At 63.9% G+C, this 15,239-nt stretch carries 10 protein-coding genes; 5 read left to right on the top strand and 5 right to left on the bottom strand.

Annotated elements, in window-relative coordinates; all coding sequences use genetic code 11:
* Positions 1-96 precede the first annotated feature (96 nt).
* From bla to BM244_RS05605, 3 genes are all read left to right on the top strand, one after another.
* The gene (bla, locus tag BM244_RS05615; RefSeq protein ID WP_093397902.1) at positions 97-942 is read left to right on the top strand and encodes a class A beta-lactamase; all 846 of its coding nucleotides are present in this window, start codon (positions 97-99) and stop codon (positions 940-942) included.
* A 429-nt stretch (positions 943-1,371) separates the two neighbouring features.
* The gene (locus tag BM244_RS05610; protein WP_217649084.1) at positions 1,372-2,388 is read left to right on the top strand and encodes an alpha/beta fold hydrolase; all 1,017 of its coding nucleotides are present in this window, start codon (positions 1,372-1,374) and stop codon (positions 2,386-2,388) included.
* Complete coding sequence (locus BM244_RS05605; protein ID WP_139226869.1) at positions 2,372-3,679, top strand: GGDEF domain-containing protein; 1,308 nt, start codon at positions 2,372-2,374, stop codon at positions 3,677-3,679. The genes BM244_RS05610 and BM244_RS05605 overlap by 17 nt, the downstream gene beginning before the upstream one ends.
* A 113-nt stretch (positions 3,680-3,792) precedes the next feature.
* Here the strand turns inward: BM244_RS05605 and BM244_RS05600 are convergent, their stop codons facing one another.
* Complete coding sequence (locus tag BM244_RS05600; RefSeq protein ID WP_302847250.1) at positions 3,793-4,443, bottom strand: TetR/AcrR family transcriptional regulator; 651 nt, start codon at positions 4,441-4,443, stop codon at positions 3,793-3,795.
* 62 nt (positions 4,444-4,505) lie between these two features.
* On the opposite strand from BM244_RS05600, the gene BM244_RS05595 reads away from it, so the two are divergent.
* Positions 4,506-5,633, top strand: coding sequence for an FAD-dependent monooxygenase (locus tag BM244_RS05595; protein WP_093397898.1), 1,128 nt, complete (start codon positions 4,506-4,508; stop codon positions 5,631-5,633).
* 192 nt (positions 5,634-5,825) lie between these two features.
* On the opposite strand, the gene BM244_RS05590 is transcribed toward BM244_RS05595, so the two are convergent.
* From BM244_RS05590 to BM244_RS05575, 4 genes are all read right to left on the bottom strand, one after another.
* On the bottom strand, positions 5,826-6,923 hold the full coding sequence (locus tag BM244_RS05590) for an ATP-binding protein (RefSeq protein ID WP_093397897.1): 1,098 nt from the start codon (positions 6,921-6,923) through the stop codon (positions 5,826-5,828).
* 375 nt (positions 6,924-7,298) lie between these two features.
* Positions 7,299-13,430: an autotransporter domain-containing protein gene (locus BM244_RS05585; protein WP_093397896.1), complete on the bottom strand. Its 6,132-nt coding sequence runs from the start codon at positions 13,428-13,430 to the stop codon at positions 7,299-7,301.
* A gap of 160 nt (positions 13,431-13,590) precedes the next feature.
* Positions 13,591-14,127, bottom strand: coding sequence for an NAD(P)-binding domain-containing protein (locus tag BM244_RS05580; RefSeq protein WP_254784279.1), 537 nt, complete (start codon positions 14,125-14,127; stop codon positions 13,591-13,593).
* A 26-nt stretch (positions 14,128-14,153) separates the two neighbouring features.
* On the bottom strand, positions 14,154-14,837 hold the full coding sequence (locus BM244_RS05575; RefSeq protein WP_254784278.1) for an SDR family NAD(P)-dependent oxidoreductase: 684 nt from the start codon (positions 14,835-14,837) through the stop codon (positions 14,154-14,156).
* A gap of 177 nt (positions 14,838-15,014) precedes the next feature.
* Here BM244_RS05575 and BM244_RS05570 point away from each other — a divergent pair, with 177 nt between their 5' ends.
* The gene (locus BM244_RS05570; protein ID WP_093397894.1) at positions 15,015-15,236 is read left to right on the top strand and encodes a hypothetical protein; all 222 of its coding nucleotides are present in this window, start codon (positions 15,015-15,017) and stop codon (positions 15,234-15,236) included.
* Positions 15,237-15,239 lie beyond the last annotated feature (3 nt).

Here is a 15,239-nt window from a genome sequence, read left to right as displayed (position 1 = left end):
CATCGGCGTCGACAGCCGTCCGCAGCGTGGCGCAATAAGGTGAAGACAGTGGGACCATCGGTGACGCTACTTCGGCAAGCTTGCGATCGACGCGACATGTTGGTTGGTTTGGCAACTGCCGCGATCGCCTTGCCAACGCGAGTGGCGGCTGCGGCGATCACCGGGGACGCCTCGGGGATTGCGGCGATTGAGCGAAAACATGGCGGACGGCTTGGAGTTTTCGTGCTCGATACCGGGAGCGGGCGGACACTCGCGCACCGGGCCGAAGAGCGGTTCCTGATGTGCAGTTCCTTCAAAGGCGTGCTCGCCGCCTGCGTGCTTGCGCGGATCGACGCCGGGATCGATCGGCTCGATTCAATGATCCACTACGGCAGGAGTGATCTGCTGACCTCTTCGCCGGTAACCGAAGCGCATGTCGAGGTCGGCAGGATGTCTGTTGAGGCCTTGTGCGGCGCGATACTGACCCAAAGCGACAATGCCGCTGCGAACCTTCTGCTGGCGCGGATTAATGGACCCGCTGCACTCACCAAATTTGCCCGGCGTCTTGGAGATCGAACCACCCGCTTCGACCGGACGGAGCTCGATCTCAACACGGCATCCGGCTTGCTCGATACGACGACCCCGGCGGCGATCGTCTCGACCGTGCGGATGATCTACCTCGGGCGAGTGTTGAAACCGACGACACTGACAGTGCTCGAGCGCGGGATGATTGCCAACGCCCGTGGACCTAGGCGTCTGCGCGGCACGCTGCCGCGCAGTTGGATCGTGGGTGACCGCACAGGTACAAGCGACGACTACTGCAACGATCTCGCTTTTGCGCGCCGCCCACACGCGGCCCCGGTTGTGATGGCCGCCTATTACGAGGCGCCTGGGCGAACGACGGAAGCGCGGGAGGCCGTACTACGCGAGGTTGGCACCCGGATCGCCGATTGGGCGGTTTGAGCCGCCAGCATGAGACGCGTCGATCTGCGGTTCGCGTGTTGATACGACTTCAGAAGCGGCCACTCGAACACAGATGCGTATCTCGGCAGACGTATGATCTTCAAAGGGCACGGCTGGCCGTGCCCTCAATCAGCGTCGCTACGAAGGGGCGACGCAAACGCTCGCGGATTGGTTCCTTCAAGCAAGTGTATGCAGCTTACGCCGCGAGCATTTGCTGCTTGGCGACGAAGGTTCGCCTTGGACGCCGACCTGGAGGTGACGGGTACCTCATGGCAAGACCTCCGGTTGTAGGAACCTTCCGACGGCGCCTTTGAATGAATAACCGTCTGAAAAGATGAACTACTTTATGCTGTTCGTGCCTCGCCGTGACTCGGCGTGCAAATATCGTCGATCTGCGCTTATGCAGCCAGATTTCATATCCAGACCAACATGGGAATCGCTTTCGACGTCCTGTGGCAAGATGGGATGAATTCTACCGGTTGTGAATTGTTCAGTAAGAGTTCGCAAGCTATCGTCGAAACTGGTTTTGCAGCAGCCGCGAGTTCGACTAAACCCTTCGGGAAAAGTGATGATCGCCATGCCTTCTTGATATCGGCCATACACTGGCACAGCCACAAGGAGACAGGCTTGTTGAGTTCAGTTGATAGACCGATCGGTGGAACGCTTGCGGCGCATTTGCGCGCGACCATGCTGGGCACGAACGGGGAGCACATCGTGTTCTCGCACGGATTTGGCACGGATCAGGCAGCTTGGAGTCAGATTGCTCCCCCGCTATCCGTCGGCGCGCGCTGCGTGTTGTTCGATCTGCCAGGTGCAAGCCCCCTCCTGCCTGCCAGCTTCGACGAGCGGCGCTACCGTTCGATCGCTGGCTATGCCGACGACCTTCTCAACCTCCTCGACGAGCTTGAAATATCGCGCTGCACGTATGTCGGCCATTCCGTTTCCGGCATGGTAGGGGTTCTAGCGGCCATCGAGGCCCCCGAGCGATTCAGCAAGCTGGTGCTCCTCAACGCCTCGCCGCGCTACATCAACTGCCCCGGCTATGTGGGAGGCTTCGAAACCGGCGAGATTGACGCGTTGCTCGAAGCGATGAGCAGCAACTATCAGGCTTGGGTCGCGGGGTTCTCTTCTCTGGTCATGCCAGCCGGGTTGCCCAGCGCGCTTGCCGACTTTTCAGCCGGACTGCTGTCGATGCGCCCCGACGTGAGCACGCGCATCGCTCGCATGATTTTCGAGGGCGATACTCGGCACATTCTTCCGCAGTTGAAAGTGCCGACGCTACTGCTTCAATCGCGTGAGGATGTTGCCGTGCCGCCAGAGGTTGCTGCGTACCTTCTCGCGCAATTACCTGCGGCGGAACTCAAATGGATCGAGGCCGCGGGGCATCTCCCTCACATGTCGGCACCGGATCAGGTTCTGGAGGTGCTGCGTGAACATCTTCACTAGCATTGCCCCGACGCCCCCTGCGCCCGGACCTATGCGCTCGGTTCTCCAGATGCTGCAAGCGATCGAAGGGGTAGACGTCGCCATTCTACTTGCGCATGTCGATGGACCCCTCTTTGAGATTGTCGACGCGACGTGTGCTGGTAAAACAGTTGGGTCGTTTATCGCCCTTGCTGAGGAGACTGTGTTTCCGCCTGCGGGGCGCTCGACGTCCAACTTGCGTATGCCGACTGCCTTCACTCTGATGGCCGACAAGCGACCGTCCTGGATCGGGGCCAAGCAGCTAGCGGGCACTGGCCTGCGCCTCGTTGCCTTATGCTCGCACAATCCGAACTTTCTGGAGAGCCAGCTTGAGGCTGCGGCTGCTACGATGGCCGAACTTGACCGGCACGGCGCCAAGAGTGAACGGCAACGGTTGCAGCAGGGTCGCATCAGTGCGTTGATCCGGAGCTTGCCGGTACCGTTCGTGTTCGTGGACGCGCAGGCGACCGATGCGCTGATCAATGGCGACGCACGCGCCCTATTGAAGCTTTCGCCTACCGAAGTGGGTGTCGAGCAGATTGCAAGTGCCCTGCGCTACCTCATCCAGTCCCAGGGGAATGCCGCACTTCGCCATCAACTGGCTGCAGACCCACGGGCAACCGCAATTTTCTATGCCCACCATCATGGACGCACTTACAAGGTGGACACGCAGTGGATCGACGACGGCCTCGTTGGTCGCATCTGGACCTTCCACGATATCACCGAAGAGCGCCGCTTGGAGGAGGAGTTACGCGTGCTCGCCAGCACGGACCACCTGACCGGCGCGCTCAACCGACGAGCGTTCCAGCTCGCGTTCCGGTCGGAATTGGCGCGATGCCGCCGCTACGGTGTCCCTCTCAGCCTCATCATGCTCGACCTGGATCACTTCAAGCGGGTGAACGATACCTACGGGCATCAGGCGGGGGACGCCGTTCTGAGGGAGGCAAGCCGCCTTATCCGGTCGTTGCTGCGCGATAGTGATATCTTCTGTCGCTTCGGAGGCGAAGAATTTGCGCTGCTGCTCCCCCACACGGACATGGACGAGGGAGCCGTGCTCGCCGAACGCCTCCGCTACGTGATGGCTGAAAAGCCCATAGACGTCGGATCTGCATTGGTGCCGATCACTACCAGCGTTGGGATCGCGGCCCTCCGGCTGCAGACTGATTCCATCGACACGATGATGCGACGGGCGGACGAGGCGCTTTATGCAGCGAAGGCCGGTGGTCGCAATCAGACTGTATCGGCCCCCAGGACAAGTCATCCTAGCGTTTGAAGCTGCGGCCCTTTCGTCGCACTGGAAGAAGGCTTGTCGCCTGCCCAGGCCCAAGCATGAAAGAGCGGCCGTTCCGGAGACGCGTTAGCCGAGCCTCGATGGCGATTCCTGGTTCATACGGCGCCTGAGAATGGCGTTCCTCCCAGGGCAGCATGCGTGCCGATGACCCCGCGATCGATCAGGCCCAGGAAGATACCCTTCGCCGCCTCGACGTTGCCGGTGGCGCTCAGTTCAGCGTGCGCCCGTGTGAACGCGATACTCCACGTTGCTGCGATCAGTCCGGCCGCGAGGTATGCCTCGGGATCATCGGCGGCGCGTCCAACACCGTCTGCCAATACGCCAGCCAAGGCACGCACGAAGTCGTCGCGCATCTGTCGCGCACGTGCTTTCAACGGCTCGCTCGCCTGCGCCGTTTCGACGAACGTTCGGGTGTCCGCGAACAGCGGAAATGCATCCGACGGCTCCTCGATCATCTGGTGCGCGAGCACCCCCAGAGCTTGGACAGGCGAAGTTCCGGGTGCCCGCGACCGGATGGCCTCGAACGCCAGATCGTGTCCGTCCTGCTCGCGGTCGAAGAACATGTCTTCCTTGCGTGGGAAATGGTTGAACACCGTCATGCGTCCGACGTCCGCCGCGTCGGCGATCTCGTCGATCGTCACCTGATCGAAGCCGCGCTCCATGAATAGGCGCGTGGCGACGTTGGATATCGCCTGGCGTGTCGCCAGGCGCTTCCGCGTTCTCCGGTCCGTACCCAGATTATTCATAGCTTGCATACTTATCTATACCGAGTACATAATGAGTCTAGATCCAGTTTGGGGACATTCTCATGGCTTCGTCAACCGCCGTTCTCGTCAGCGGCGCCAGCTTTGCTGGCCTTGCGACCGCATATTGGCTGAACCGGCTCGGCTACCGGGTCACCATCGTCGAGGTCGCTAAAGGGCTTCGGCGAGGAGGGACACCCGTCGACATCGAAGGTGAGACGATCGACATCCTAGCTCGCATGGGCCTCGCCGACGCGGTACGCGCCAAGGCGCTGCCTCCTCGCCATTTTGCGTTCAAGGACGTGGACGACTTCACGCTGGGCACCGTCGGTGTCGACAGCGATGAGGCATCGCCCGGGCGTTACGAGATCCACCGTGACGACCTGCTGGATATCCTGTTCGGTGCCGTCGCGGACGGTGTCGAGCTGCAGTTTGGCCGGTCGATCGATCGGCTGGAGGAAGGGCAGGGCGCTGTCTCGGTCACCTTCGACGATGGCGAGCGGCGCGACTTCGCCCTGGTCTTCGGGTGCGACGGCAATCGGTCGAACACGCGTAAGCTCATCTTCGGCGAGAGCGACCAATTTACCTATTTCATGGGCGGTTACTTCTTCCTGAAGGTGGTCGCGCAGACCGGGCTGCTGTCCGCGAACGTGTCGGAGGTCTTCAGCGTGCCGGGCCGGATGGCGATGCTGAATGGCTATGACGATCGGACTGATATCGGGTTCGGTTTTCGGACCGAAGGCGAGATCGACTACGACTATCGCGATCGGGCGCAGCAACGCCGCCTGATTCAGGAGCGGTTCGACGGGCTCGGCTGGAAGGTGCCCGCGATGCTCGCTAGCGTGGCCGACGACGACGATTTCTACTTCGATCGGATCAACCAGATCAGGATGCCGAGCTGGTCTCATGGGCGCGTCACGTTGGTCGGCGATGCGGGCTATTGCGTCTCGCCACTCGCCGGCTTCGGGGGCTCGATGGCGATCATCGGCGCGGGACGGCTGGCCGCGGCGCTGGACCATTACCCCGGCGACCACGCCGCAGCTTTCCGGCACTATGAAGATGGGTTGCGGCCCTTTGTCGAAGAGGTGCAGGAGCGGGCGACAAGCAATGGGATGTCGATGATGTGCCCCGCGGACGAGGCTGAGCTTGCTGAGCGTAATCAGAAGATTGCAGCGGGCGATATGGGGTTTTAGGGGGCCGATCCGTTCGTTCGTTTCCGCTTCGACAGGGATAGGACGAAGCGGTGGGGCCTCCGTTTGAAAATGCTTGGCGACCAATGAGCGCGGCGGTAATTAAGTAGCGGCCAGCCGGCTTGCATGACCGGGTGTGGGCCTCTTAGACCGCGAAGGTCCAGGAAGCTCAAGCCCGATAGATAACGGGCGTAGCTAAACCCCGTTCGATGGCCCGAACTTCCATTTGGCGGCAAGCATCGCCAGCAGAAGATCGACGTAGCTCCACCCCTCGGCGCGGGCGGCGATTGCCGATAGGCAATCCTGATCTTCGCGCCCTGGGCGGCCTGGCCCCGTCATGTTGGGTTTCATGTTGAGGTCGAACAATTTGAACGTGCCATGGCGATCGGCCCGGCAATCGATCCGGATCGCGGTGCGGGCGTCGACCAGCGCGGCTGCCGACACGCAGCTGTCGATCATCGCCACGATCGCGGGATCGCGCAGCCGCTCGAGGCCGATCGCGATGCTGTTGGCGGTAACCGGAACGTCGCCGTTATACGGGGCTACGCCGCCGCGCTGATCGAAGCGGTAGACGGGCGGCAATGCCCAGTGCGTCAAGGCCCGCGAACCATCCGGACGTGGGGATGCAGGCGGCATGACGGTGACGGTCATCTCGTCCCCCCCAAGAAATTCTTCCACCATCAGCATGTCGCCGAAGGCGGCGGCCTCGATCAACGCAGTCGCGGCATCGCGCAAGTCGCCGAGGCTTTCCACCAAGGTGACGCCCTGGCTGCCACGCCCACGCACCGGCTTTACGATCATCGGAAAGGACATGCCGCGGGCGGCGCACGCCTCCTCGACATCCGCTAGCGCACAGACGTTCTCCTTGCCCGTGCCTGACAGCAGAAACGATCGCGCTACCGGCAGGCCGGCCTCGGCAAGATGGTGGTTGGTTTCGAACTTGTCGTCGAACGCCTGCATTGCTGCGGGAAGCTGCCCGACGATCGCGAAGTCGCCCATTGCCGTCTCGAGCGGATGTCCTTCGAACAGGACCGTGTTCGCCCACAGGACCGATGCGCCCGCAGCGCCTGCGCTACGGATGCCCCCGTCCGTGTCCGGGAACACCCAGTCGAGTGCCTTGGAAGGGTCTGGCAAGGAGGCGGGCGTGACCACATCCACGCCTGCCGTCCGCAATGCGAAAGCGATGTCGGCGCCGCCATCAGAATATCCGCCCGGCTTTGCGTCCTTTCGCAATCCGTCGATCATCGGTGGCGGAAGCGCTTGGTAGAGGATGGCGACCGGCGCTGTTTTCATGCATTATCTCCTGCGCGTCGCGCACTAGCCCGTAGCCGCACGGCAAGGCAAATGGCTGGCTTGCTTCTCGTGCCCGAGGCAGTCGACTTCGGCAGCGAACGTCCTCTTTCCTCCCATTGCCTATGAACGTCAGCTGCAACCTCGCTGATGTAGCGGCGCAATGTCTTTCGATTGGCGACAAAGTGACCGCGCAGGACGAGCCGTCCCTCTAAACGAGAAGCGCGTAATGCGGCCGGCGCACCTGGGCACGTCTCAAGCGATCATGCGCTGGCTCGCGCCCGTGATACAAGCGATTTGACCGGGACGGACTGCGCGATGGGAAGGCCTTGGCGCCGATGGGCCGGAACCTCCGGCCCATCCTGACGCCGCAGAACATCAGAACCCGATGCTTGCGCTCAGCCGGAACGTGCTGTCTTCGCTGCGGCTGCCGATCACCCCGGCATAGCTCGAGGTCAGTCGGATGTTTGCAGCGGGGGCCCAGACCAAATCGATTCCCGCAGCCACGGCATCGCGCGACAGCGGAACGCCGACAATGTCGAACGTCCCTCCACCGGCAGCGAACCGCGCCACGTTGCTTGGTGCCACGCCTTCGACGCGCCGCTGCCACGCCCCAACGCCACGTGCGGACAGTCCGTCAACGATCGGCGTGTCGAACCGCAGACCCGCACTTGCAAAGGCGAAGGACTCGGTGCGCTTGGCGACGGTCAGTGCCGACACACCGCCGATTTCGGCAAAGCCGTCGGTACGGACCCTGAACGCCTGGAATGCGCCGAACGGCTCGACGCTGCCACCGCCGAACGGCACCGCATAGCCTGCCTCGACATAGCTGTGCGCGGTGCTGCCGTCATAGTCTCCGCGCAGGCGATCAGCGAAGCCGGGAAAGGCGACGAACCGGTCGGTGCGGTTGTCGGTCCAGGCATAACCGAGCCCAGCACGGACCCGGATTGCGCCATAGCTGCCCCCGGCATAGCCGAGCAGGTGGATCGCCTTGGCCGTCGCGTCGCTCGCGCGCGCATCGACCGCCAGCTTGGTCCGCGTATAGCCACCCGCGACGCCGACACGGCCATGCGCCGCATCGCCATCGCCGAAGCCGATGTCGAACCCGCCGATCCCGCCGAACGTGTGGCGGTGGACTGCCGCTGCATCGCTGCTGCCATCGTCATCGCCACTATTGCCGAGCAAGGTGCCCCACAACCCGCTGGGCTGGTCGCCGGCCAGAGTCCGCGCCACGACGATACCCTGGACGATCTGCGCATCGTGCACCGTGGCTGCGCGCAGCGACGCATGGACCTCGCCAGTAAGGAGGTCGAACGCGTGCGTAACGGTGTCGCCGTCCGGCACCAGCGTCAGCGCCGCATACGCTGCATTGCCCACGCCGAGCGGCGCGAATGCCGCGGCCAGCCTCGTCTGGTTGGTGGTTCGCGCGAGGCCGAGCAGTCCGGTACCCGTACGTGCGACCTGCGCGACCACCGCGGTCCCGGTATAGCCGAAGCGCAGTTCGCTGCTGCCCGCGCCCGACTGGGTCACGGCGTAGGTGCCGGTCACCCCGCCCACCGCGGCCAGAAGCGTGTAGCGCGTGCCGATCGGGCCGGCGGTGCCCGATATCGCCAGCTGCGCGCCCGGCTGTAGCGTCGCGGTCCCGCCGACGATGATCCGGTCGGACAGGCCTGCCGCATCGATCTCCGCTGCATAGGTCGATCCCGCCTGCTGGACAAAATTGCCGGCGATCGACAGCGTCCCGATGCTCGCACCCGGCGCGATCGTCCCGCCGCTGGCGACCGTGGCGCTGGCGACCGTTCCGCTGCCGCCGAGCGTGCCGCCAGACTGGACCGTCACCGCGGAAGGCAGTGTGCCGGCGACCAGCAGGCGTCCCGACTGGATGCTCGTCGCGCCGGTAAAGCCCGTCTGGTTACCGATCACGACGCTGGCCGTGCCGGCCTTCACAAGCGATCCGGTGCCCGTCAGCGTCGCGCCGAACACGCCATCAACCGTCTGGTCGATGCGCAGCGTCCCCGCATCGGCAATCGCGCCGGTCAGTGTCGTCGTCGCGCCCGCGAGCGTCGCGCCGGCGGCAATGCCGGTGCCGTTGACGAAATTCGAAGCGGCCGTGAGCGTCCAGTTGCCGGACGCGACGTCGAGCCGCTCGAAATTCACGGTGCCCGCAAAACTACCGGTGCCGGAACCGGCCAGGATCACCTGATCGTTACCAGCCCCGGCATCGACACGGCCAGTGATCGATGAACCCGGCATCAACGCGAGTATATCGTTACCCGCCCCTAGGTCGATCGCGCTGCCGTTGCTGCCGCCGACGATGCTGCCCGAATTGACGACCATGTCATCGAACGCGCCGACCAGCGTGATCGCGGCGCTCGTACCACCCTGGACGGTGCCGGCGTTGACGATCGTGGTCGCGCCGTAGGCGCTGCCGGCCGAACCATCGTCGACCAGGATGCCGCGGCTGGCGCCGGCGATGATCGCGCCCGCCGCGTTCTCGATGCGGCCACCGCCGATGGCGATGCCCTCCGCACCGTTGGGCTGGCCGCCCGAATCGACACCGCTTGCGCTCAGCCCGCGGATCGTGCCGAAATTCCGGACCGTGCCGATCCGGTCGATATCCACGCCATCGCCGTCACCATTGGTGGCAACACCGTCCCATGCGCCGGTGATCGTGCCGTAGTTGGTGACGACGCCCGTGCCGTCCGACCCTACCCCCGATCCGTTGCGGCCCTGGATCAGGCCGTAATTGGTGACGTCGACCGCGGTGTCGCTGGTGATACCGTGACGCAGGCCGGAGATCGTCCCGGTCGCCGCGTTGACGACGACGCCGGTCTTCGCCTGCCAGTCGATGCCGTCGTAATTGTTGTTGGCAGCGCCATCGGAGCGGATCAGCCCGGCATTGGTGACGATCGCCCCTTGTCCCGGACGGATCGCGTCCTGGCCGAATGACTGGATCACCCCGCCGGCATAGTTGTTGATGACGATCGACGCGCCGCCCGACGCAGCTGCGTCGAAATCGAGCGCCTGGCCGCCGTTCGTCGTTTGAATCGTGCCCGCATTGTTGACGACGATCGTCCCTCCGGTCGGATTGACGTTGATGCGGATGGCGTCATCGCCGCTGGTGATCATGCCACCAGCTTGGTTGTTGATCGTGATGGTGCGGACAGTTGCGCCGCCCGAGACGTTGATCGCACGGCCTGTCGCGTTAGTGGACGAAATCGTCCCTGCGTTCGTGACCGTCAGATTGCCGGGCACGGTAAGCGTCGTGCCCATCGCGCTCGTGAGGATCGCGCCGCTCGCGACGGTCAGGTCGGTGCTCGCGAGGCTGCCGGTGAGCGCGAGCGTGCCCGCGGTCACAGTGGTCGCGCCGGTATAGGTCTGGGCGCCAAGCGTCAGCGTGCCGGCGCCTGCCTTCGTCACTGTGCCGGTACCGGTGATCGTTCCGGCGAAAGTTGCGGAGGTGCCCTGATCGAAGATCAGCGCGCCGGAATTGGAAACATTGCTGCCGAATGCGGGGGCCGTCGCGGTCAGGCTGGCACCGCTGGCGATAGACGTGCCGCGAGAATAGGTTTGCGGCCCCGTCAGCGTCCAATTCCCGTTGGCAACCGTCAAACGCTCGAAATTGCTGGCGCCGGCGAACATTGCCGCGCCGGCGCTTCCCTTATCGAGCGTGATCGTGTCGATTCCCGCGCCGCCATCGATCGTGCCGCTGACGCCGGTCGTCGAACCCGTCACGATCAGCGTGTCGGTGCCCGAGCCGAAGGTAAGGTTACCTGCGATCGTACCGCCGTTGGCGACATAGGTGCCCGATGCGAACGATTGCCCGAACGGAGTATAGCCCATGTCGACCGAGCCGATGATGGCGCCTGCATTGGCCAGTCTGCCTCCGCTCATCTGGACGGCACCGGTCACCGTGCTGCCGCTGATCGTTCCCGACGCCAGGTTGTCCACGGTGCCGTTGCCGGTGATCGCAGCATCTCCCGTGCTGATGATCACGCCCGAATTGCTGACAGTCCCGGCGTTCGGCAGCGATATGGCGATGCCTGTGACGTTGATCATGCCGCTGTTGGTGACGGATCGCACATCGAGCGTGCCGTTCGACGCGGTGGCGCCCGTTGCCGTGCGGATCGTCCCGCTGTTGATGAGGGATTCCGCGTCGGTGACGGCATAATTGCCGTTGAGAAGAATGGTCCCGGAATTGGTGACGCCGTTCCAAGACCGCACCGCGGCGAATGCCGTCGAGCCTGCGTCGATCGTGCCCGCATTTTCGAAGTTGGACGTGCTCGTGCCGTACACGACAGCCAGGCTCGCGCTGGGCCCACTAGCGGCGGTCAGCGTTCCGCGGCTGACGATCGAAAGGGCATTGACGGGAAGATCGTCCCCCAGGCCCGAATATCCCAGGCCCGAATATCCCGGGAGCGCCAGTATCGAGGCATCGATCAACGGTCGGCCGGCACCAGTCAAGTCGGCGGTCACGTCGATCGTTCCGGTGCCCGCGAAGCTCAATGGAAGGTCGAGCGCGCTGGCGCTCGTCAACGTCAGTTTCGCGCCGCCCGCAACCTCGTAACCGACACCTTCGAATGTCGCACGCGGGGCAATGACTGCCTGCGCGTTCACGCTCGTGCGATACCGGAAGATGTCGAAGCCGGTGCCGCCATCGATCGTGCCTGTGACCCCGCCCGACGGACGCGCGAGATCGGTGACGAAGAGATCGTCGCCGCCGCCCATGCGGACGTCACCATTCACGGTGCCGCCGCGATCGATGAACCAATCCCGTGCCGAACTCGACGAACTTGCCGAGCCGAAATCGACATTGCCGTTGATCGTCCCGGCGTTGGCGACATAGTTCTCGAAGAAGCCGTCGCTTCGAATTGCTGCCTGCGTACCCGAGACGATCCCGCCAACGCGGTTGTCGAGCGTCGCTCCGCTCATGGCGAGACCGACGCCGTTCGATGCGGTGATCCGGCCACTGTTCACCAGCACGAGCGAGCTGAGCCCATATCCGGTCGTCACGCCATCGACCACGCCGCTGTTGGTCGACGTGTCGGCACGCACTCCACCGCCGCCAAGGTCGTTGCTGACGGCCGTTCCCGTAAGCGAACGGATCGTGCCAGTGTTCTGCAACACGCCGCCGACGATCGCGCCGGTGTTGGTCGCAACGATCGTGCCGCTGTTGGTGAACAGAAGGTCGCTGGTCGCCTTTTGAAACGAAACACCGTTCCCGTTGATCGCGGTGATCGTTCCGCTGTTGACCGCCGTGGTGACCCGCAGGGCGACCGCGGAGTCGAAGGACCGCGTGAGCGTCGCGGTGACTTTACGGTCGTTCACGAACAGGAGCTCTTCGAGTCCAAGATTCTCCTGAACATAGTTGTTGCTGATGGCGGGCCCCGCCGTCGTGGTCAGGTCCGTGCCGACGACCACAGTACCGTTGCCGCGGACGAAATAGCCTCCTGCAGGTGGCTGCGCCGCCAGCGTCAGCGTGGCATCGTTGACCAGGTCGAGTTGCAGGACTTCAAAATTGGTCGGCAGTGTAACGTCCGTGAGAACGCGGTTCTGCCCGACGATCAATTCCAGCAGGTCGGTGCCGGTGCCGCCGTCGACCGCGCCGGTCACGTTTTCGATGAGCATGTTCTGACCGATCGTCGTGATCAATCGGTCGTCGCCGCCGTTGAGCATGATCGACCCGTTGACGATCCCTGCGCGCGTATCGATCCTGTCCGGAAAGCCGTCGCCGCCAACGATGCCGCCGTTGATCGTCCCGGCGTTGGTCAGCGACACCTGAAACGTGCTGCGAACCGCGATGGGGCCACCGCTACCGATCACGCCGCCGGACGCGTTGACCAGGTTGAGCGAGCGGCTTCCCGCGTCGATCGCCAGGCCCGTGCCGGCGTTGATGATCCGGCCGCTGTTGCTGAACTGTTGAGGCGTGGAGGCGGTCAGATCGAGTGTCGCCGCCGCTCCGTTAGACAGGATCGATCCGCTATTGACGATTGCCGAGGGGAACACGGAGGTCTCGGTGCCCGGGAAAGCGATCGCACTGCCGGTGCCGCCATCGATCGTCCCGGCGTTGGTCAAGCGACCGAACCACACGTTTATCGCGCCGGCAGATCCCGCTATCGTCGCACCAGCCGCATTCGTGATCGACGAGACACCCACCCGACCGGGATTGTTGAGCGCGACAAGCGCAGTTCCGCCCGGTGCCGAAATCGTGCCGTTATTGTTCAGGATGGCGATCGTGGACGACTGGGCCGAGGAGGAGAGCGCGATCGCTCCAGCCTGGGCAGCTCCCTTCAGGACGGTCGCGTCGGCGGCGACGACGATCGTGCTGGGCGTCGTCACGACCAATCCGTTCGCGTCGGTACCCGAGCAGATCGTCGTACCGTTCGCGATGGTCGGGTCCGGTGCGCACTGTGCCGAGGCGAGAGAGGCGGCCGCACTTAGCGCGACAATGCTCGTGCCAGTGATGAGCGTGGCACGACTAAGCGACAAAGCGCGTCTTGAACCGATCATGGAATCCCCCCGTTCGGCATCGTATCATCGGCGCCGCAGGGGGGTTCTAGCCTTCCGCGCCGCTTCGGCAATAGTCTCCGCGCCGAGTAAGACCAACGCGCTGCCGAAGATCGTCCGCAATAGGCAGGCACTTGTTGACCCTTGAACGCTCGCAAAGGACCTATGTGAGCTCAAACGACCAAGCGATCCGCCGGGTTCTCGATGCCTCGAGCGTTTCGTCTCTCTCGCTGGTGTTCATTGGTCGAACCTGATCAGGTCCTTGAAGATCATCCGGCCCCAGCTCTTGTCGTGCGCCTGAACGAGCAGCCCACCTTCCGAAAGCCCGCCGAGCTGGATCGGCGCGAAGCCGAGATCTTGCCAGAGCGCCGACCTGTGCTGCCGCATCGTCGTCGTCGCTCGACAGGAACACGACACGCCTGCCGCCCTGTAAGGCCGGATCCTGATCGAGCACGGCGGCGACCAGATGGTTGAAGCCTTGACCACCCTGCCGCCGGCGAACGCGTCTGCAAGGACCTTGGCCGAGGGCCGTCCGCCTCGACCGCCTCGGGGGCGTGATGCCGGGACCGATAACGACCGCGGTCGATGCGAAGCTTTCCGGATCGCGCGTGGTCGCGACGGATACCGCAATCCCCTTGCGGGCGAACGTCTTGGCGAGGGTCTGGCCGATCTCGCCGAAACCGATGATTGCGTAGGTCATGATAATTCCCTTGGGGTTTCGGGCGGTCAGAGCTTGTAGCCGCCGCTCTCTTCGATCGTCTGGCCGGTCACCCAGTGGCGGTCGTCGGATGCCAGGAACGCCACGACGGCGGCGATTTCCGAAGGCTCGCCAAAGCGTCCGAGCGCGATGTTGGCCTCGACCGCCTTCACGAGCGCCGGATTCTTTCGGAAGCCCGCGTTCGCGTCGGTCCGCGTGACGCCTGGCGCGACGGCTTTCGCGGCGATCCCGCGCGGCCCCAGTTCGGAGGCGAGCGCCTGCGTCAGGGTGTTGATCGCCGCCTTGGCCATCGAGTAAATCGGCGCCGCCGTTACCGGCTTCGTCGCGGCGGCGGACGAGATATTGATGATCCGTCCGCCATCGGCGAGGCGATCCATTGTGGCCTGGACGATGAAGAAGGGCCCGCGCAGATAGACTGTCATCAGCGTGTCCCAGCTGGCGGGCGTCGCGTCCTTGAAGCCGATCCAGCCGGCGTTGCCCGCGTTATTGACCACGATGTCGAGTGTATTGCTGCCGTTCCGCTTGGTGAACTCGTGGTCGAGCGTGTCGAACAGGACCGGCACGGTGGCCGGGTCCACCAAGTCTGCAGGAATCGCAAACGCAGTGCCACCAGCTTTCTCGATGGCCGCAGCGATTCGTCCGCGCAGGCACTCGGCACTGCGGGCGGAAGCTGGACCCAGCTCTATCGTCACCGTGCTCGCGGCAAGGGTGATGGCGACGCCGCAGCATACGCCAATACCTGTCCGGGAGATACGGCGATCATGCTAGCTGGCGCGTTCGATGTTCCGTCTGGCGCGTATCCGGTCGAGCATCATGCCAGCGAAGCCAGCGGCACCTACATCGGTTCTCAGCCACATTGAGGTGCCAGCATGTCGCGATCGACCAGCCCCCTGTTCGTGGATGCCGTGATCGACTGCATGGGCGAGGGAAGGGCGCCGACCCTTGAGGAACTGTTGCTCGTCGCGCAGCGCATCTGGTCCGATGGCGCCGCATCCCGCTCCGCATTCTCGTGGAACAGCTTGTCGGTATCCTCGCCCGACCGCCTCTGTTCCATGCGGGCGGCCGATTTGGCTTTGCACGGATCGCGTTGACCC

The sequence above is a fragment of the Sphingomonas sp. OK281 genome (assembly GCF_900115295.1).
Classification (GTDB): Bacteria; Pseudomonadota; Alphaproteobacteria; order Sphingomonadales; family Sphingomonadaceae; genus Sphingomonas.
Note: the sequence above shows the minus strand (reverse complement) of the source record. Positions and strands in the feature narration are given on the sequence as shown.

Coding starts and splice junctions, on each gene's coding strand:
- BM244_RS05580 (WP_254784279.1), bottom strand. CDS start 14,127: ATGACCTACGCAATCATCGGTTTCGGCGAGATCGGCCAGACCCTCGCC.
- BM244_RS05610 (WP_217649084.1), top strand. CDS start 1,372: ATGGGAATCGCTTTCGACGTCCTGTGGCAAGATGGGATGAATTCTACC.
- BM244_RS05595 (WP_093397898.1), top strand. CDS start 4,506: ATGGCTTCGTCAACCGCCGTTCTCGTCAGCGGCGCCAGCTTTGCTGGC.
- BM244_RS05585 (WP_093397896.1), bottom strand. CDS start 13,430: ATGATCGGTTCAAGACGCGCTTTGTCGCTTAGTCGTGCCACGCTCATC.
- BM244_RS05570 (WP_093397894.1), top strand. CDS start 15,015: ATGTCGCGATCGACCAGCCCCCTGTTCGTGGATGCCGTGATCGACTGC.
- BM244_RS05590 (WP_093397897.1), bottom strand. CDS start 6,923: ATGAAAACAGCGCCGGTCGCCATCCTCTACCAAGCGCTTCCGCCACCG.
- BM244_RS05600 (WP_302847250.1), bottom strand. CDS start 4,443: ATGAATAATCTGGGTACGGACCGGAGAACGCGGAAGCGCCTGGCGACA.
- bla (WP_093397902.1), top strand. CDS start 97: ATGTTGGTTGGTTTGGCAACTGCCGCGATCGCCTTGCCAACGCGAGTG.